This is a genomic window from Agarivorans sp. B2Z047, assembly GCF_023373605.1.
Taxonomy (GTDB): domain Bacteria; phylum Pseudomonadota; class Gammaproteobacteria; order Enterobacterales; family Celerinatantimonadaceae; genus Agarivorans; species Agarivorans albus.
The window spans coordinates 5,110,135-5,127,633 of the sequence record NZ_CP088080.1 but is presented as its reverse complement, the minus strand read 5'-3'; the positions used below and the strand labels follow the sequence as shown (position 1 = coordinate 5,127,633).

Here is a 17,499-nt window from a genome sequence, read left to right as displayed (position 1 = left end):
TTCTTAAGTATTATGCTTTTTGCAGCTTGCGTTGTAAAATTGCTGAGATTTGTTTCACAAGCGATAACTATGCAGATTGAAAAACAGAAAACCGCTGACGGCTGGCTATTTTATAATCCAGCAGTGTGGCGGCAGGTAAGTGATGCTTATTTTGAGCCCCGCCATTGGCAGCAAAATAGAGCTGTGGTAGGCCAAGCGATGGGCCGAGGTAAAACCCTGTTTTTTCGTTTTGAACATCGAGAATTTGTATTACGCCATTATCATCGTGGTGGCTTAGTCGCTAAATTAAGCAATGACCGCTATTTGTATTCAAGCCTACAGCGCAGTCGAGTGTGGAAAGAATTCTCGCTGTTGATGAAATTGCAAACTTTGGAGCTTCCTGCACCTGTGCCGATTGCTGGCAGGGTTAAACGCAAAGGCTTGAGCTTCCAGGCTGATTTAATTTTAGAGCGCATAAGTGGCGCTAAAGATCTTGCTAAGTTGCTTAGCGAGCGTCGATTACCTTTAGATCTATGGCAAAAAATTGCCGAGACGATTGCACAGTTTCACCGTGCTGGGGTCTATCATGCCGACCTTAACTTACGTAACATCATGGTTGATGACCAACAGCAGGTTTGGTTGATTGACTTTGATAATGGCCGCATTTGTCGACCGAGAAAGAAATGGCAGCAAGCTAACCTTGCTCGATTCTACCGTTCTTTAGAAAAAGAACAGGCGAAGCCTGGTTATTGCCATTGGCTAGAGTCTGACTGGCAGTATTTTGTTGCTTGTTATCAACAAGCCCTTTAGTTCAGCAGAGCAGCTAGGCTACGCGCTAAAGCGCCTTGGTTCTGCTTTACAATAGACAAGCCAGCGTCCCCCGCTTTGTTACGCTCTTCAGCATTGCTTAACCATGCTTTAAGCCAATTAGCCAGCTGTTCGGTGTCAGCGCTAAGCTTAAGCGCGCCGCAGGCTTGCAGCTGTTGGCTAATATCTGAGAAGTTAAAGTCATGTTCGCCAGCAACGCAGGGTAAGCTTAGCGCAGCTGCTTCTAAGTAATTATGCCCGCCAATGGGCACTAAAGAACCACCGATGAAGGCGGCATCTGAGCAAGCATACATCAGCAGCATCTCGCCCATGGTATCGGCTAAATACACTGCATCTTTTGCTTCAGGGCTTTGCTGTTGGCTGCGACGAGCGCAATCAAAGCCGCTGCTAGCAATTAATTCGGCCACTTGGTCGAAACGCTCAGGGTGTCGGGGGACCAATATTAGTAAGCTGTCGGGAAGCTGCTTACGAACCTGTTGCATCACCTCAAGCACTTTCTCGTCTTCGCCTTTGTGAGTGCTGGCGGCAATCCATATTAAGCGCTCACCAAACAAACTAGACCGAAGTTGTTCTGCTTGTTGCTGTATGTTTTTGGTATCGGGTAGATCGTATTTTATGGAGCCTGTTACCACCAAGTTGGCTGCAGTAACTCCCAATTGATTAAAGCGCTGTGCGTCATCTTGGTGTTGCGCCAACACTTGCCCCAATTGCCCATATAAGCGTTGACTAAAGCCTTTGAATCGCAAATAGCGTTGGCAAGAGCGTTGTGACATTCGGGCATTGATAAGCGATACCGGAATGTTTTGGTTTTGACAAAGCTGAAGCCAATTTGGCCACAGTTCGGTTTCCATAATCCATAGCTGCTTGGGTTTATGTAAATGCAAAAACCAGCGAATACACGGCCACAAATCAAAGGGCGCATAGCGATGAATGACTAAATCCGCCAGTTTTGATTGCGCTTGCTCAGCACCTGTAGCGGTAGTGGTGGTCAGCAATATATTGCATTGTGGTTGCTGCTGCTTTAGTTGAGTAATTAAAGGAATGGCCGCCAATACTTCACCAACTGATACAGCATGGAACCATACATCAACCGCTGATACTTTTTTACTTACACCAAAATGTTCTGGCCAGCGCTTGCCTACCGAAGGTTTACCAGCTCTTGGCCAGTACAGTTTGTACATTGCTAAGGGCAAGACTAAAAGTAGCAAGATGTTATAAAAAATACGCATGGTTATTTAGTTACTTTTATTTTCTTCTATTAGGTCTTCTATGCTCAAACCTTGTTTTTCTAGGTAAGCATCAACCTGCTCTTGGTAGCTAATTAGATAAGAGTACTTATTGCTGTCGTGGCTAGCGACAAGGTTTACTACAAGGAAATAAGCTGCAACTATGGTTGTTAGCTTTGCTAATTTTTCTGGTTTTTTATTTTGCCAATATTCGGCGTAATAAAGCACCGGAAGCAAGGCGAAAGCAAAGGCAATGATTAGGTGCCAATAAGAGAAAATAATCGGCGATAGCATTGCCGAGATAATAATGCCTAAGAACGCAGAAAACGCGTAATGTATTAGCCATTCAGATGAGGCTAAATTTAATGCTTGTCTGCTTCGCCAATGCGGTTTGACAACCTTCCAAGCTTTTTTGTTAATTACCCAAGCACATATAACGGTAATACCGCCTACCGTAAAGAGTATTGCTTGCCATATATAATCAACAACCATTCTTAGCCACTCTATATCGGTGAGCCAATGAAAATTAGCATCAACAATAATGCGATTGGTAAACAAGAAAGAGCTATAGCGTAGCCAATACAAGGCAGCTTTGAGTACTGGGTAAACATTTACCGCACCCCAGCCAATATATCGTTCGCTATCTTGGCCTTGAATTGAGGAGTTCTGCAATACTTCCATGAAATAGGGGACCAAACTGGCCAATACGGCTAAGCCACCGGCAACTAAACCCCACCAACTTACTTTAATGATACCCCGATAATATAGGTAGGCTGACATCACGGCTAAAATTGGCCATGAGTAATGAATTTGCATGGCTAAGCCAATAGCTACAACATGCAAAAAGCTAGAAATAAAACTGTTTTTTTCTCTCATATTGAATGCTGTCCAGCAATGCAGGGCAGCAAAAAAACATAAATAAGCGGGGTTGTAAATGATGCTGTCGAATAGGAACCATGGGCTTAACAGGTATAGCACGGCGAAGCTAATTCTCACTACAGGGCTAAAGCATTGCTTAATAACATGGTCGAAAAGAAAGAATGACATTAAACGAATAAAGGGTAACAACAACATAGGTGACCAAGGAGAGTCCCAAACGAGTAAAGGTAAACCAACCAATAAAGTGGACAATGAACCAGGTACATTACCCACTACACTGGCTGCATTGCCATAGCTTAACCACGTTCCATGATAGGCGCCCAAGTAGCCTTTTAATAGCATTTGAGTTTGATCACCGGTGAGGATTTGGTTGCTAGCGTATACGAGTAATAAAGCAACAGAGCTAACAAAGATAGACCAGTAAATTAGTGTGAAATGTTTTTCAATTTGTTGGTTTAAAGACACAATTGAGCTCTGTAGGTTAGTTAAGGTTTATGGGTTTCTGCTTGGGAGTATGTCCAGCAGCGATGGATAACAAAGGTAACAAGAGGTAGTAAAACAATCACTACCGCAACTTTAATGATATTCGAAAAATCGTTAAGTAAAGATGATAATAAGATAGATAAGCACAAGGCTGAAGTCTGCACCACAAAAAAGCGCAAGGCATTGTTTAATGAAGGCTGGTTTTGAAATACCCAACAAGTCTGTAATAGGTAGGAGAAAACAAATGCTAAGCTAAAACCAACAAAGTTAGCCAAAGCAAAAGCTTGCGGCCAGTACTGTAAAACCGCCAAAGCCAAAACAAAGTGAATCGTTGTAGCAATAACCCCAGTAAGACCATATCGCGCGATGCGAAGACTAAATAGCTTAGCTATTAAGTGAGCCATGTTTAGTTGTCTTCTTCGACAATGTAGATAGGTCGGCGTTTTGACCCCATAAATAAACGGCCAATATACTCGCCTAACACACCTAAACCGATTAGTTGTACCCCACCTAAAAATAGCATTATTGTTATTAACGATGCGTAACCAGGGGCATCGATACCAAATAGTAGTGTCTTAATGACAATAGCACTGCCATAAATAAACGCTAAGGTAGAAATAGCTAAGCCAATGTACAACCAGATTCGCAACGGAGCAGTGCTAAAGCTGGTAATGCCTTCTAGGGCGAAATTCCACAGCTTCCAGCCATTAAAACTGGTTTCACCCGCGATTCGAGGGTCTCGTTTGTATTCTACAGTTTTCGTTTTAAAACCAACCCATGAAAACATACCCTTCATAAAACGTTGGTTTTCGGGCATTTGTTGAATGGCAGACACAACTCTGCGAGTCATTAGCCGGTAATCACCGACATTTTCCGGAATTTTCACATGAGATATTTTATTGTGAAATTTGTAGAACAATTCAGCACTGAGCTTTTTGGCGAAACTGTCACTGGTTCTATCAACACGTTTAGCTACAACAACATCGTAACCATTGTTCCACTCCCGAATGAAGTCATGAATAAGCTCGGGTGGATCTTGTAGATCAACATCAATGGGAACAATCACTTGGCCTTTAGATAAATCTATCCCTGCGGTAAGTGCTGCTTCCTTACCAAAATTGCGGGCGAGATTAATGACTCTTATTCCAGCGTGTTGTTTTTGCAAATCTTTGAGTGCGGCTAAGGTGTTATCGCGACTGCCGTCGTTTATAAAAATAATTTCGAAACTAAGCTCGGTTTTTTCAAGTTCTGGCAGCATGGTATCGATGAATAAACCCACTGTATCTTGCTCGTTAAAGCAAGGGCAAACTATTGATATAACCGGAGGCTTTGTGCTCATAGGGAGTCTCGACAACGTTAAATAAAGTAAGTGTAGTTAAGTCAATAAATCAGCAATAGACGAAATTGCGCGCTCTGGTGCTAGTTCAGTTAAGCATTTTAAGTGGCCGAACTGACAAGTCTTTTTAAAACACGGGCGACAATCGATATCAGTATGCAAGATAGCGGCATTTTCGGTTAGTGGCGGCGTGTATTTTGGTGAAGACGAACCATAAATGGCGATCAACGGTAACTCTAGCGCTGCCGCGATGTGCATTAAACCTGAGTCATTACTTACCGCCAATGTGGCTAGCGCCATTAAGTCGATGGCTTCAGCTAACTTAGTTTTGCCAGCAAGGTTGTAGCAAGGCTGTTGCAACTCTTGTGGAACGTGGCTAATGATTTGCGCTCCCACGCTTTGATCTTTATCTGAGCCAAAAATCCATACTTGACCTTTGCGCTCGCTAATCCAGTGGGCTGCCACTTGTGCGTAGTGTTGCTCTGGCCAGCGCTTTGCTGGGCCAAATTCTGCGCCAGGGCATAAGGCCAATATTGGCTGCTCTGTATTTAATGCAAGCTGAGCTAAAGCTTCTTGTTGATTCGCTTGGTTGGCTTGTAGCTGAGGGTGCAGATAAGTTGGTAGATCAGTTGCTGATTGCATCGACGCTTTAGGGTGAGCCAAGGAAACATAACGCTCCACCATTAGCGGGAAGTCGCGTTTGTTGCTGCGCAAATCGTTCAGCAGGCCGTAGCGGCTCTCCCCTTTCCAACCAGTACGTTGCTTAATGCCGGCAAACCAAGGGATTAATGCAGATTTTAAAGAATTGGGTTGGGTAATAGCCCAATCATAGCGGTTTTGTTTGAGCTCTCGGGCTAACTTCCAACGTGTTGTAAGCTGTAGATCACCGTGGCCTAAGAGCATGCGCAATGCATTGTCTACTTCGGGCATTCGCTCTAGCATAGGGCGGCACCAATCTGGCGCTAGTACATCCAATTGCGCCTTTGGGTGCAGTTGTTTAAGGGTTTTGTACAAGCTTTGCGACATCACCATGTCGCCTACCCAAGATGGGCCTACCACCAGAATCTTCATTCATAACCTATGTTAAAAAGGGGCTTGTCGCCCCTTGAGTATTTTTTGTTACTTGTTTAGCCAGGCCATGTATTCAGCGACCCCTTGAGCAACATCTTTAAATGGTTCTGCGTAACCGGCTGCGCGCAGCTTGTCGATATTTGCTTGGGTAAAGCTTTGATAACGACCTTTTAGGTGATCAGGGAACGGAATGTACTCAATTTCACCTTTTTGGTGATAGTTGATTACCGCTTCAGCCACCGCACGGAAAGGTTCTGCTTGGCCTGTACCTAGGTTGAAAATACCGCTTTGGTCTGGGTTTTTCCAGAACCATAGGTTTACTTTTACCACGTCGCCTACGTATACAAAATCGCGGCTTTGTCCGCCGTTACCATAGCCGTCATAACCCTCAAATAATTTAGGGTTTTGCCCATCATTAACTTGGTTATTTAGGTGGAAAGCCACACTGGCCATGCTGCCTTTGTGTTGCTCGCGAGGACCGTATACATTGAAGTAGCGAAAGCCCACAACTTGAGAGTCAATTTCGGGTAACAAACGGCGCACGTAATTATCAAACTGCAGCTTTGAATAACCGTATACATTAAGTGGGCCTTCGAATTGCTTCTCTTCTTTGAAGATCTCTGTGTCACCATAAGTGGCGGCAGATGAGGCATATAAGAACGGAATGCGACGATCTAAGCAGTAATGCAATAGCTCTTTCGAGTACTCGTAGTTGTTTTCCATCATGTACTTGCCGTCCCACTCCGTGGTGGCAGAGCAAGCGCCTTCATGAAAAATGGCTTCAATTTTTTGGCCGTATTCAGCGCCAATATCTTCGCCAGAAACAATACGAGCTATGAAGTCGTCTTTATCAAGGTAGTCAGCGATTTCTAGATCAACCAAATTGACGAATTTGGTGCCGTCTTTTAGGTCATCAACCACAATGATGTCATTATGGCCTTGTTCGTTGAGACTTTTTACAATGTTTGCGCCAATAAAGCCTGCGCCACCTGTTACGATAATCATAATACTGCCATTCCAAAAATTGCCGTTAATCTAAGGATTTTATGCTGTGGCGAGGGGAATAGCAATTGTGCCTCCAGTTGAATCTAGTTAATAAAAACTGGATTTTGGCAGCGTTTGCAGGTATCAACGTAATATCATTGAGAACTTTTTAGCCAAATGAAAACTAAAGACAAAATAATTCATACTTCTCTCAAACTCTTCAACGAGCGCGGCGAAAGACAAATCACTACCAATCATATCGCCGCCGAGCTGGGCATTAGCCCCGGGAATCTTTACTACCATTTCAGTAACAAACAAGAAATTATCCGCAGCATTTTCGATTTATACGTGGCTCAGTTAGAAAGCAGCTTTCGTCCTCATGCTGATCAACGGTTAAGCCTAGAACACTTAACGCAGTACTTGGATGCCAGCTTTGAGCTAATGTGGCGTTTTCGTTTTATGTACGCCAACTTGTTAGAACTGTTGGCGCGAGATGCTGAACTAGAACAGAAATACCAAGCCTTGCAGCTAGAACTCGCTAATTGGAGCCGAGATATTCTCTTTCAGTTACGCGAGAGTCGCTTTCTAAGTGGTGACGATGCAACAATGGCTGAGTTAGCCGACAGCGTTAAGTTTATTATTGGTGCTTGGATTGGCTACCAAAGTGCTCAGTTAAAAGGTGGCGAAATCACCAAACCTCGGTTGTATCAAGGGGTGCTTAAAATCTTGTTTACCTTACGCCCATACTTCACTGAGGAGTCTCAAAATATCTATCAAGATTTGCATCAACATTACGTAAAATGTGCTGAACGCAGTGAATAGTTTTTAATTTAGATTTAAGGCTGTATTTGCCAAATAAAACACTATAATTCAGCTATTATTCTGGATTTAAATAGGGTTTGCCATGACAGCCGCTTTCTCAGCACACATTTCTCAGCTCTTACAACAAGTAAAAGATGACGGTTTATATAAGCATGAGCGAGTAATCAACTCGCAGCAGCAAGCCGCTATCGCTGTTGAACAAGGCCAAGTTGTTAACTTTTGTGCTAACAATTACTTGGGCTTAGCCAATTCCCCCGCTCTTATTGAGGCAGCCAAATCGGGTTTAGATAGCCACGGCTTTGGTGCTGCTTCGGTGCGTTTTATTTGTGGTACTCAAGATATTCACAAACGCTTAGAGCAAGGCTTGAGTGAGTTTCTGGGTATGGAAGATACGATTTTGTATTCTTCTTGCTTTGATGCCAACGCTGGGCTTTTTGAAACCTTATTGGGTCCAGAGGATGCGATTATCTCTGATGCACTAAACCATGCTTCGATTATTGATGGTGTTCGTTTGTGCAAAGCAAAGCGTTTTCGTTATGCCAATAACGACTTAGCAGAGCTGGAGCAATGCTTAAAAGCCGCCGATGAAGCGGGAGTGCGTTTTAAGCTGATTGCCACCGATGGCGTGTTCTCCATGGACGGCGTGATTGCCAACTTGCCAGGAATTTGTGATTTAGCTGATAAGTATGATGCCATGGTGATGGTTGACGATTCTCACGCCGTTGGCTTTGTAGGTGAACATGGCCGTGGCACTCACGAGTATCATCAAGTGATGGAGCGAGTAGACATTATTACCGGCACTTTAGGTAAAGCCATGGGCGGCGCTTCTGGTGGTTTTACTTCAGCCAAAAAAGAAGTGATTGATTGGTTGCGTCAACGTTCGCGTCCTTACCTCTTTTCTAACTCGCTGGCGCCGGCCATTGTTAGTGCGTCTCTTAAAGTATTGGAATTACTCGCTGGAGGAGATGCTCTGCGTAAACAGCTGTGGGATAACGTCGAATACTTCAGAACAGAGATGAGCCAAGCGGGCTTTACTTTAGCTGGCGCAGATCATGCCATCATTCCTGTGATGTTAGGTGACGCTAAACTGGCAAGCACATTTGCCGACAAATTACTTGAGCGCGGCATTTACGTGATTGGCTTTTCTTTCCCTGTAGTACCTAAAGGCCAAGCGAGGATCCGTACACAAATTTCAGCAGCGCATACACACGAGCAACTAGAACATGCTGTTTCAGCCTTCACAGAAGTCGGTAAAGATTTGGGGGTGATTGAATGAGCATTAAAGCCCTTGCCAAGTTAAAAACCGAACCGGGGATTTGGATGACCCAGGTGGAGATGCCAGAACTTGGTCACAACGATCTATTAATTAAGATAAATAAAACCGCTATTTGCGGTACCGATGTGCATATTTATAACTGGGATGAGTGGTCACAAAAGACTATTCCAGTGCCAATGGTGATAGGCCATGAGTATGCAGGAGAAGTTGTAGATATTGGCCAAGAAGTACGTGGATTTTCGGTGGGAGATAGAGTTTCTGGCGAAGGGCACATCACCTGTGGCCATTGTCGCAACTGCCGGGGCGGGCGTACTCATTTGTGCCGCAATACTGTTGGAGTTGGCGTAAATCGTACTGGCTGTTTTTCTGAATACTTGGTTATTCCTGCAGTTAACGCTTTTAAACTACCCGATGAGATTAGTGACGACTTAGCCGCTATCTTTGACCCGTTTGGTAACGCAGTGCACAGTGCCTTGTCGTTTGATTTAGTGGGTGAAGATGTATTGATTACCGGTGCCGGCCCTATTGGTGTAATGGCTGCGGCTATTTGTAAGCACGTTGGTGCGCGCCATGTGGTGGTAACTGATGTAAATGACTACCGCTTGGACCTAGCCCAAAAAATGGGAGCAACTCGGGTAGTTAATGTTGCCAAGCATTCGTTGAAAGATACCATGAACGAACTCAACATGACCGAAGGCTTTGATGTAGGCCTAGAAATGTCCGGTGTGCCAAGCGCTTTTAGCTCTATGTTAGAGCTGATGAATCATGGTGGCAAAGTGGCAATGCTTGGCATTCCGCCTAGTGATATGGGGATTGATTGGAGCCAAGTTATTTTTAAAGGCTTGGTGATTAAAGGAATCTATGGCCGAGAAATGTTTGAAACATGGTATAAAATGGCATCTTTGGTACAATCTGGCCTCGATTTAAGCCCAATAATTACCCATCATTATAGTGTTGACGATTTTCAGCAAGGTTTTGATGCGATGCGCTCAGGACAAAGTGGCAAAGTTATATTGGATTGGCGATAAAAAATAAAAACACTTTTAAGAGTTGGTAAGCTCAAACCTCTAGTTTAATAGGAAGAAAAATGGCTAATTTAGTTAAAGTGGCATCAGCAACCTTTGTCGCAGAAGTTACTCGAATTGCTTATTATTTAACTAAACCTTTTTTTAAAAAGAGAGTTTGGCTGTTATGCGAAACGCAAACTCAAGCTCAAGAAAATGGCTATGAATTATTCCTCTGGTTGAAACAGCATGCCAAGGACATTGATGCTCGTTATGTAATTGATAGGCATTCGCCATCTATTAGTCAGTTTGATAATGATAAAGAATGGTTAGCCTTGGGGTCTTTTCGGCAGCTGTTTTACATGTATCATGCTGAAGCTATTATTTCTACTCATGGTTTATGGATGTTGCCAAATGAACTTGGCCTATTAAAGAAATTAACCTTAAAAACTTTAAAAGCAAAGCGCGTGATGTTGAATCACGGCATCGGCTTCTTCAAAAATGGTAAAGACTTTTACCACAAATCTATATTTACACTTAACGACCTATTTCTCTCAGCCTCGGCTAAAGAAAAAAGTATTTTTGTTGAGGAGTATGGTTATAAAGACTCAGAGGTGAGCATCACTGGATACCCTAGATTTGATAGCTTGGTGGACACAAGTAATGAGTCTAAGTGGTCGAACTTAGTTTTATATATGCCTACCTTTAGGGACAAAGAACAAAAGTTGGGAGACAAGTTTAAAGAGACTGATTTATTTAAACATACTAGAGATATGTTATGTAGCCTCGAGATAAATAAGTCTTTGCAAGAGAATGATGCGCATATAGCGATATATCTTCACCAAAATATTCAACACTATTCTAAATACTTTGATGAGTATACTTCTGAGCGTGTTCATATTATTCGACAGGGTGAGTTTTCTGTTACTCAGCTGCTTAAAATGGCTAAGTTATTGGTGACCGACTACTCTAGCGTAGTGTGTGATTTTGTCTATATGGACAAGCCATTTATTTCTTACCAATTTGATTATGACAAATTTGTGGGGGCACGTAAGCATAAAGCGTTCATCGATATAAGAACGGAATTGCCAGGTTACGTAGTTACTCAGTTGGCTCAGTTGGAAGAAACGATTGCTCTAGTGTTTGCTGAAAGTTTTACCTTGCCTAATGAACATAAAGAAAAAATAAAAGACTATTTTACATTCCAAGATAGAGAGAATTGTCGCCGAGTTTATCAAGCTATTAATGATTTTTGTAAAACTTAAACGATGGTACTTTTGTTAAGTAAGGGTGAGAGCTTTGATTAAAGATTTAACTATTGGCCGTTTGTTAAAGCTTAGAGAGCAGCTAAGTTTTGTAATAGGCAAACTACTCTTTGACAAAACTACTGCCAATTATCAGCCAAGCAGCACCATTAATAGTGTGTTATTTATTCGAGGTGACGGCAAGCTTGGTGATAGCATTGTTTCTTCTTTTGTTTATCGAGAAATGAAGGCTTGCAAGCCTTCGTTGAATATAGGAGTTTTATGTACTCCCAATTCAGAGCACATATTCAACAATGACCCATTTATTGACAATGTTCATTGCTACCCAAAGCGGGCTAAGATATGGAAGGTAAATAGTCTTATTCGTCAATTACCCAATTATGATGCAGTGGTATTTTTAACTGAAGTATTAAAGCCTAGAGATTTTTTGATGCTGCGATGCTTGAATGCTAAAGCTGTCGTTGGCTTACTTCCCAATATCGGTTTAATCAACGTTAATATCCAAAAACTTGTACATGGAAAGCATAGCCAAGATTATTTTGTTGAGTCGGCTCGTGCTTTGGGCTTTGAGCTTAGCGATTTAAGTTATCGGTTTAATTTACCCGATAAAGTAGAACAGGAGATATTACATTTTTTAGGTGACCGAAAAGGCCATTATATTGCGTTAAACCCAGCAGGTAACACCACCAAACGCACTTTTACTGCAAAGCGTTTACGTGAAGTAGCCTACGCTTTACGTGACAGGTTTAACGAGCTGCCTCTAGTGATACTCGCCTCGCCTGCTAACCAACAGTTAGTTAATGAGATATCAGCAGATATAGATGGTGTTTTTTGTTTTTGTGAAACAAAAAGTTTTGAGCAAAATGCAGCATTGATTAAGCACTGTAAAGCCTTAGTGAGTGTAGATACAGCTACAGTGCATTTAGCAAATGTTTATAATAAACCTCTATTAGCTATTTACCGTCAAGATCCAGATAATTACAAGAAGTGGAGTCCTAACTACAGCAAAGCAATTACCTTATTTACGCGTGCTGCTGTTAATGAATATGAAGAAGTGAACATTGGCGAGTTTGAGCTCGCCAAATTTTTGGACGAAGTAACGATTTTATTGAATAAAGCTTAAGTTAATAGCCGCTGGCTGTTAATCAAAAAGACGTCGCCTTTTTACTTACTTTATTTCGTAGAAAGAGCTCTAAATCGCTTGGAATTCCAAGTCCATACATGCCATTTGCTTCTTCACCAATATTGTATATACCTATTTTTGCTCCATCTTGAGCCATAAATGTATATACAGGCGCAACATAAAACTCTCCGGCACTACGAATATTCATTTCAACCATGTGGTCAGCATGCTGGCAAAAGGTCTTTCCTTGAGCAAAATTGTAAATACCCACTGTGGCTTCATCTGATATCACTACTTTTTCAACCACTTCGCTGACGAAACCCTCACTGTTCAGTTTAGCGTATGACCATTTTTCATCATTGGCTTTCATCGTTAACATTGTGCCGTCTAAGTTTCTTGAGGTCATATCATTCAAGTAGTCGTTAATATCTGCGTCAACCCATTGATCGGAGTTGGCAATCATCAAAGGAGAGTCGTTATTAATAAACTCTCGGGCTTTTAGTACAGTGATTGCAGCACCCTCAGTGACCCCATCAATCCCCACTACCTCAAAGTTATTACATGACTCTGAGAATATTTGGTGTAGATTATAGCGTTTAATATGTTCATTTTGACATATAAATATGAAACGATGTTCACAAGCTGGCTTAAGGTTATTAATGACTACTTCAATCATTTTTTTACCATTAATCTCTATTAATGGCTTTGGTTGCGTAAATCCGGCATTGACAAAGCGGCTACCTTTACCCGCCATTGGGATAACAATATTCAGCATATGTTTCCTTTGTTGCTTAGACATAGAACGATAATGGGTTTACACAGAGTAAGCATAAAGCGTTAGTTTTGATATTTTGTTTTTTTCTCTCCAATGAATAATCACAACACCAGTTTGCTTACTGCTTTTATTAAGTAGTTCAAATTCAACAACACTTTTATTGTTGTCAGCAATGAAATGATTATTTGATATTAGCTCAAAGTTGTCATTGTTTACTAATGCCGACTTGATAAGTCCACTCACTTTGTCAAAACCTGAAACCTCAATGTTGGGGCCGAAAAAGGTTACATCATCAGCTAAGAACGCCACTAAGGCTGAGTGATCTTTTTGATTGATGCATTTTAAGATACTCATCGTCGCTTTGCTTATAATATCTTTTGCACTATTTTTCTGTGAGATAATATTATCTTCAAAATTTTCTAGAGAGTGATCATCGTTGATATGATAATAGTGGTTTTTATTGATCGGTAATGCTTTAACTCTACCACCGTTTAGGATTACTTCGTTTAAGGTGGGAGCAATATAGAACAGGTTATTGGTTTTTACATCTTTACGAATCATTGCTTGTGCCGCATCGAAGAACATCCTAGCTGTTTTAAAGTAAAATAAACCAGCAATTGCGTTTCTACTAATAGGCATTTTTTCAGCGGCTTGGGTTACCATTTGTTGTTCATCAACTTTTACGTATGACCACTTGGGGTGTATAGCTTCGAAAGTCAAAACACCAGCGTCCACTTTATTGTCTATAAAGTCTTTGATTAGAGGTGTTAATTCAAAATCTAACACTTGTTCAAAGCTAGTAATAATTAACGGTGAATCTAGATCTATATTTTCAATAGTTAGTAGTGCGGAGCAGGCTGCTCCTTGAGTTTGGCTATTGATATTACATAAAGTGATATTGTCACCTAATAGTGGAAGAACCCTGTTGAGTCTAAACTCTTCTGATTCCTTTTTTGGTATTGCGACTACGATTTTTGTGTCGAGGGCTAAATCTATGAAGGGCTTTGCTGCCCGTTCAATGAGTAATTGACCACCGACGTCACTGAGTATTTTGGGAAAGGTGTTTAAAGCGTTTGTTTTAAATGTGTTTTTCCCAGCGAGTGGAACCAAAATGTTAATCATTGCTTTCCACCTCGTCTATGAACGACTTAATATTGTCATAAGTAACATCGTGAATGGTGTCAACTTTAAGGACATTCGCACCTGAGGCTCTAGCTGCTTTTAATCCTATCTCATTATCTTCAACAATCACGCATTCCTTCGCCGATAAACCTAATTTAGAAATTGCAGTGTGGTAGATTTCAGGATCTGGCTTACCTTTGCTCACATCTTGATTAGATAAATAAAAGTCCAAATACTCGATCAGAGTGGATTTTTCCATCATGACTTTTACAGTGTTTCTTATCGAGTTTGAAGCTACAGCGAGTTTGTATCCACTTTTTTGTAACTTTGAAAGCGCATACTGGTGATGGAAAACAGGCTTACAAAGTTGATGGGTTATGTCCATGGTATATTGCTGTTTCATTTCATTGACAAAACCATGTAATTCTTTAGGTAGCACATGTGTTTTAGATAATATATTAAGTTTTTGTGCAGTAGATAAGCCGTCAAAAGTACCTAAATGATCGTGACGACTAATTACTAAACCGAAAATAGCCAATGACTTATTTAGAGCTTCATAATGCCAGTCTTTGGCATCTATCAGAACCCCATCCATATCGAATATTACGGCTTTGATTTTATTGCTCACAAAAAGAACTCCCAAGTGTTACTGATCATTGAATGCTGAAACCTTGTTACTTGGTAACTTTGTCATTTAATGTTTGTGTTAATTTATTCCAAACTCTGTCCAAGCTTTTTTTTCCGCTTTAATTTTAGTAAATAAAGCATCATTCTCACTAGAACGTGGTAGTTCAGAATGATAAATATGAACTTGAGTCGCTTTATAAAACAATGGGTGTATTTCTATCCCAACTAGTCTTAATCGGTATTCTACATCACTGTCTTCGCCTGTTCCTGCCGCTTCGTAACGTTTATCGAAGCCATTAATACTTAGTAAATCAGATTTGTGCAATGAGAAATTGCAGCCTACGATGCCTTTATTCTTTTTTTGTAGATACTTTCGGATCTTATCCGAAGGTATTCGTATGCCTTTTTCGATATTTTTTCCGCCTCCCCTCACATAGTTCCAGAGGAGCTGCCATAAATGTGACTTGACGAAATGTGCAGGCTGGTTAGTTTTAAATAAAATTTGTGTCATTTTAGGCGATAAATCAGCACGACGGCCATTTAAACAACGGCCTAACTGAGCTTCACTCAAGTGGTCTTCTACGAAATGAGTTTGTGGTACGCAGTCACCATCAATGAAGATTAGGTATTCATTTTTAGCTGCCTGTACGGCTAAATTCAGGCATCGATTTTTTCGAAAGCCTTTGTCTTCGTGCCAAACATGTTGAATCTGTAAGTGGCTATTTTGTTGCAGCACTTCTAATTGCTCCACAGTTGTGCTGTTAGAGCCATCGTCTGCAATCACTACCTCAAAATCCGCGATGCTTTGTGTTTCCAATGCACGGATAACCAACTTTAAAGCTTTAATATTATTGTAAAAGGCGATGACGACTGAGGCTTTAAGAACGTTATTTTTACTCATCAATTTGCCTTGTTTGCTTTTCTATAGGTGTAATTCCCTTTAATTTTCCGCCACAAGCCAAACTTAGTGGTACTTGGAAACATCACGATCCGTCGTATTTGTTGTAAATCTTGGTGCATGCCTACTGGGCCAGAATCTGTCGCTACCGTGTAAGTATAGCCTGCTTGCTTCGCCAATTTTTGGGTCAACTGATTATAATTACCATATGGGTAGGCGAAGGTGGTTAGCTCTCTACCCAGCAAGTCTTCTAGCTCAGCTTTGTTTTGTTCGATCTCTTTTTGCTGCTCATTTTCATCTAGCTCTGCTAGTTTTGGGTGATTGAGTGTATGCCCACCGATTTCAACATAGCCACTTTGATCAATGTCGCGCATAGTTTGATGGCTCATTAGCTCAAAACGTTGGTCAGGTTTAGTGGGGTGTTCAACATCCCAGCGATTATGATCGGTGCCTGTTACTGCGTAGATAACCGCTTTGAACTGATACTTCTTCAGCAAGGGTAACAACAAGTCGAAGTTATCTTGGTAACCATCGTCGAAGGTGAGAATGATATAGCGCTTACCGTGATTAAAACGATGCTCTAGGCCTATCTTGTCTAACTCACTAAAGGTGATGGGAGTTAAGCCCATGCGTTTAATGGTTTGAAAATGCTCTTCTAAACGCTCAACCGTTACGTAAGTGCCATAGGATCCCTTTTGACTATCATCTTGGGTGACGCGATGGTACATGATGATTGGGACTTCTTGTTGCTTGGTATATACGTAAGCACTTTGGTAGGTTTCTAATAGCTTCTGGCATACTGCATCTAAATCGTACTCAGCTTTTATTGCTGCTACCAGTTGCTTGCTTACTTGATGTTGCTCACCAAAACTAGCTAATTGCTCAGCCAAGTTTGGGTAATCAATATCTAATTCTGTTTTACCGTCGTCGGCAACATCGCCAAAATTGCTAGCGAGGGCCGCTGGCAGGTTGTCTAAGCTGATGTAGCCAAGAGCTTTTGCCTCGCCCACCGCAAACACCGGCTTTTGGCACAACAAGGCTTCCATGGCTACCCGCCCGGCACCAATAACCAAATCCGCTTGGCTAATTGTCGAGCGAATGTTGTCGCTGTATCCGCAAAATTCTACCTTATCTTCAAACTCTGCAAAGCGTGGCTCCACTTTACTACCGCTAATCACTTGTACTTGGTTGGCATCTAAATCAATGCATTGTTTAAGCAATTGATAAACAAGCTCGCCTTTGGGACCGGTTAATCGCCCGATGATTTGAATAATCGGTTTATCGTTATTGGCAGCTGGGAGCGGAGAAAATTGTTGGCTATCAACACCATTGCGAACCACACTTACTTGTTCGCTAGGCACACCTAAGTCACGAATAATTTGCTGAGCGATGTTTTCACATACTGCGACAGCATGATAACCGAGGGCGTGAAACTTTTTGCGTGAGCGGTGCACTGGTTGGCGACCATGCACACTGGTAACCATTGGCGTATTAGTTAGCTTACAGGCGATATAAGAAGACCACCCAGAAGCACGGCTATGTGCATGTACCAGTTGAATTTTATATCGAAGAATTAGATAGATAAGATACAATACGTGCCATACTCTGCGAGGAAGACTACGTTTGTTAAAGCGCAAGCTAAAGTGCTGGCCTTTATGCGGACAACTTAAGGTATCTGATACGTAAAATACTTGATGACCCCGTTGAGTGAGTCGATCGCCAACTTGGGTGGCGTAGACTTCGGCTCCGGTCACTTCGAGTTGTGATAGAGCCATCAAAATATTCATAAATATGATAGACC

At 41.7% G+C, this 17,499-nt stretch carries 17 protein-coding genes; 6 read left to right on the top strand and 11 right to left on the bottom strand.

Features of this window, described 5'->3' with window-relative positions:
- Window positions 1–69 precede the first annotated feature (69 nt).
- Complete coding sequence (locus tag LQZ07_RS23720; RefSeq protein WP_194164210.1) at window positions 70–789, top strand: 3-deoxy-D-manno-octulosonic acid kinase; 720 nt, start codon at window positions 70–72, stop codon at window positions 787–789.
- Here LQZ07_RS23720 and waaA read toward each other — a convergent pair.
- From waaA to rfaD, 6 genes are read right to left on the bottom strand one after another with little or no spacing between them, the layout of a single operon-like run.
- Window positions 786–2,036 (bottom strand): lipid IV(A) 3-deoxy-D-manno-octulosonic acid transferase, encoded by a 1,251-nt coding sequence (waaA, locus tag LQZ07_RS23715; protein WP_152785314.1) that lies wholly within the window; start codon window positions 2,034–2,036, stop codon window positions 786–788. The two genes, LQZ07_RS23720 and waaA, sit on opposite strands and share 4 nt — an antisense overlap.
- 6 nt (window positions 2,037–2,042) lie before the next feature.
- Window positions 2,043–3,377, bottom strand: coding sequence for a 3-deoxy-D-manno-octulosonic acid transferase (locus tag LQZ07_RS23710; protein ID WP_227981626.1), 1,335 nt, complete (start codon window positions 3,375–3,377; stop codon window positions 2,043–2,045).
- 20 nt (window positions 3,378–3,397) lie between these two features.
- Window positions 3,398–3,799, bottom strand: a complete 402-nt coding sequence (locus LQZ07_RS23705) for a GtrA family protein (protein ID WP_152785316.1) — start codon at window positions 3,797–3,799, stop codon at window positions 3,398–3,400.
- Between the two features lie 2 nt (window positions 3,800–3,801).
- Window positions 3,802–4,734: a glycosyltransferase family 2 protein gene (locus LQZ07_RS23700; protein WP_152785318.1), complete on the bottom strand. Its 933-nt coding sequence runs from the start codon at window positions 4,732–4,734 to the stop codon at window positions 3,802–3,804.
- Window positions 4,735–4,770: 36 nt separating this feature from the next.
- A complete protein-coding gene (gene waaF, locus LQZ07_RS23695; protein ID WP_152785320.1) occupies window positions 4,771–5,802 on the bottom strand; it encodes a lipopolysaccharide heptosyltransferase II in 1,032 nt (343 codons plus the stop codon).
- Window positions 5,803–5,850: 48 nt separating this feature from the next.
- Window positions 5,851–6,807, bottom strand: a complete 957-nt coding sequence (gene rfaD / locus LQZ07_RS23690; RefSeq protein ID WP_152785322.1) for an ADP-glyceromanno-heptose 6-epimerase — start codon at window positions 6,805–6,807, stop codon at window positions 5,851–5,853.
- Window positions 6,808–6,963: 156 nt separating this feature from the next.
- On the opposite strand from rfaD, the gene LQZ07_RS23685 reads away from it, so the two are divergent.
- The 5 genes from LQZ07_RS23685 to LQZ07_RS23665 all read left to right on the top strand — a co-directional run bounded on the left by LQZ07_RS23685 (window position 6,964) and on the right by LQZ07_RS23665 (window position 12,276).
- A complete protein-coding gene (locus tag LQZ07_RS23685; protein WP_152785324.1) occupies window positions 6,964–7,608 on the top strand; it encodes a TetR/AcrR family transcriptional regulator in 645 nt (214 codons plus the stop codon).
- An 82-nt stretch (window positions 7,609–7,690) separates the two neighbouring features.
- Window positions 7,691–8,884 carry a glycine C-acetyltransferase gene (locus LQZ07_RS23680; RefSeq protein ID WP_152785326.1) on the top strand — a complete coding sequence of 398 codons (1,194 nt, stop codon included), beginning with the start codon at window positions 7,691–7,693 and terminating at the stop codon, window positions 8,882–8,884.
- Window positions 8,885–8,886: 2 nt separating this feature from the next.
- Entirely contained in the window at window positions 8,887–9,912 is a 1,026-nt protein-coding gene (gene tdh, locus LQZ07_RS23675) for an L-threonine 3-dehydrogenase (protein WP_249483707.1), read from the top strand.
- Window positions 9,913–9,971: 59 nt separating this feature from the next.
- The gene (locus LQZ07_RS23670) at window positions 9,972–11,153 is read left to right on the top strand and encodes a CDP-glycerol glycerophosphotransferase family protein (protein WP_152785330.1); all 1,182 of its coding nucleotides are present in this window, start codon (window positions 9,972–9,974) and stop codon (window positions 11,151–11,153) included.
- 34 nt (window positions 11,154–11,187) lie between these two features.
- Entirely contained in the window at window positions 11,188–12,276 is a 1,089-nt protein-coding gene (locus LQZ07_RS23665) for a glycosyltransferase family 9 protein (RefSeq protein WP_152785332.1), read from the top strand.
- 22 nt (window positions 12,277–12,298) lie between these two features.
- On the opposite strand, the gene LQZ07_RS23660 is transcribed toward LQZ07_RS23665, so the two are convergent.
- From LQZ07_RS23660 to LQZ07_RS23640, 5 genes are all read right to left on the bottom strand, one after another.
- Window positions 12,299–13,051, bottom strand: a complete 753-nt coding sequence (locus LQZ07_RS23660; RefSeq protein WP_152785334.1) for a glycosyltransferase family 2 protein — start codon at window positions 13,049–13,051, stop codon at window positions 12,299–12,301.
- Between the two features lie 39 nt (window positions 13,052–13,090).
- Window positions 13,091–14,173, bottom strand: coding sequence for a hypothetical protein (locus tag LQZ07_RS23655; protein WP_152785336.1), 1,083 nt, complete (start codon window positions 14,171–14,173; stop codon window positions 13,091–13,093).
- The gene (locus LQZ07_RS23650; RefSeq protein WP_249483417.1) at window positions 14,166–14,801 is read right to left on the bottom strand and encodes an HAD family phosphatase; all 636 of its coding nucleotides are present in this window, start codon (window positions 14,799–14,801) and stop codon (window positions 14,166–14,168) included. Before LQZ07_RS23650 ends, LQZ07_RS23655 begins: the two co-directional genes overlap by 8 nt.
- 78 nt (window positions 14,802–14,879) lie before the next feature.
- On the bottom strand, window positions 14,880–15,701 hold the full coding sequence (locus tag LQZ07_RS23645) for a glycosyltransferase (protein ID WP_152785338.1): 822 nt from the start codon (window positions 15,699–15,701) through the stop codon (window positions 14,880–14,882).
- Window positions 15,701–17,485 (bottom strand): polysaccharide deacetylase family protein, encoded by a 1,785-nt coding sequence (locus tag LQZ07_RS23640; RefSeq protein WP_152785340.1) that lies wholly within the window; start codon window positions 17,483–17,485, stop codon window positions 15,701–15,703. The genes LQZ07_RS23645 and LQZ07_RS23640 overlap by 1 nt, the downstream gene beginning before the upstream one ends.
- Between the last annotated feature and the right edge of the window lie 14 nt (window positions 17,486–17,499).

Coding starts and splice junctions, on each gene's coding strand:
- LQZ07_RS23720 (WP_194164210.1), top strand. CDS start 70: ATGCAGATTGAAAAACAGAAAACCGCTGACGGCTGGCTATTTTATAAT.
- waaA (WP_152785314.1), bottom strand. CDS start 2,036: ATGCGTATTTTTTATAACATCTTGCTACTTTTAGTCTTGCCCTTAGCA.
- LQZ07_RS23705 (WP_152785316.1), bottom strand. CDS start 3,799: ATGGCTCACTTAATAGCTAAGCTATTTAGTCTTCGCATCGCGCGATAT.
- LQZ07_RS23700 (WP_152785318.1), bottom strand. CDS start 4,734: ATGAGCACAAAGCCTCCGGTTATATCAATAGTTTGCCCTTGCTTTAAC.
- waaF (WP_152785320.1), bottom strand. CDS start 5,802: ATGAAGATTCTGGTGGTAGGCCCATCTTGGGTAGGCGACATGGTGATG.
- rfaD (WP_152785322.1), bottom strand. CDS start 6,807: ATGATTATCGTAACAGGTGGCGCAGGCTTTATTGGCGCAAACATTGTA.
- LQZ07_RS23685 (WP_152785324.1), top strand. CDS start 6,964: ATGAAAACTAAAGACAAAATAATTCATACTTCTCTCAAACTCTTCAAC.
- LQZ07_RS23680 (WP_152785326.1), top strand. CDS start 7,691: ATGACAGCCGCTTTCTCAGCACACATTTCTCAGCTCTTACAACAAGTA.
- LQZ07_RS23670 (WP_152785330.1), top strand. CDS start 9,972: ATGGCTAATTTAGTTAAAGTGGCATCAGCAACCTTTGTCGCAGAAGTT.
- LQZ07_RS23660 (WP_152785334.1), bottom strand. CDS start 13,051: ATGCTGAATATTGTTATCCCAATGGCGGGTAAAGGTAGCCGCTTTGTC.
- LQZ07_RS23655 (WP_152785336.1), bottom strand. CDS start 14,173: ATGATTAACATTTTGGTTCCACTCGCTGGGAAAAACACATTTAAAACA.
- LQZ07_RS23645 (WP_152785338.1), bottom strand. CDS start 15,701: ATGAGTAAAAATAACGTTCTTAAAGCCTCAGTCGTCATCGCCTTTTAC.
- LQZ07_RS23640 (WP_152785340.1), bottom strand. CDS start 17,485: ATGAATATTTTGATGGCTCTATCACAACTCGAAGTGACCGGAGCCGAA.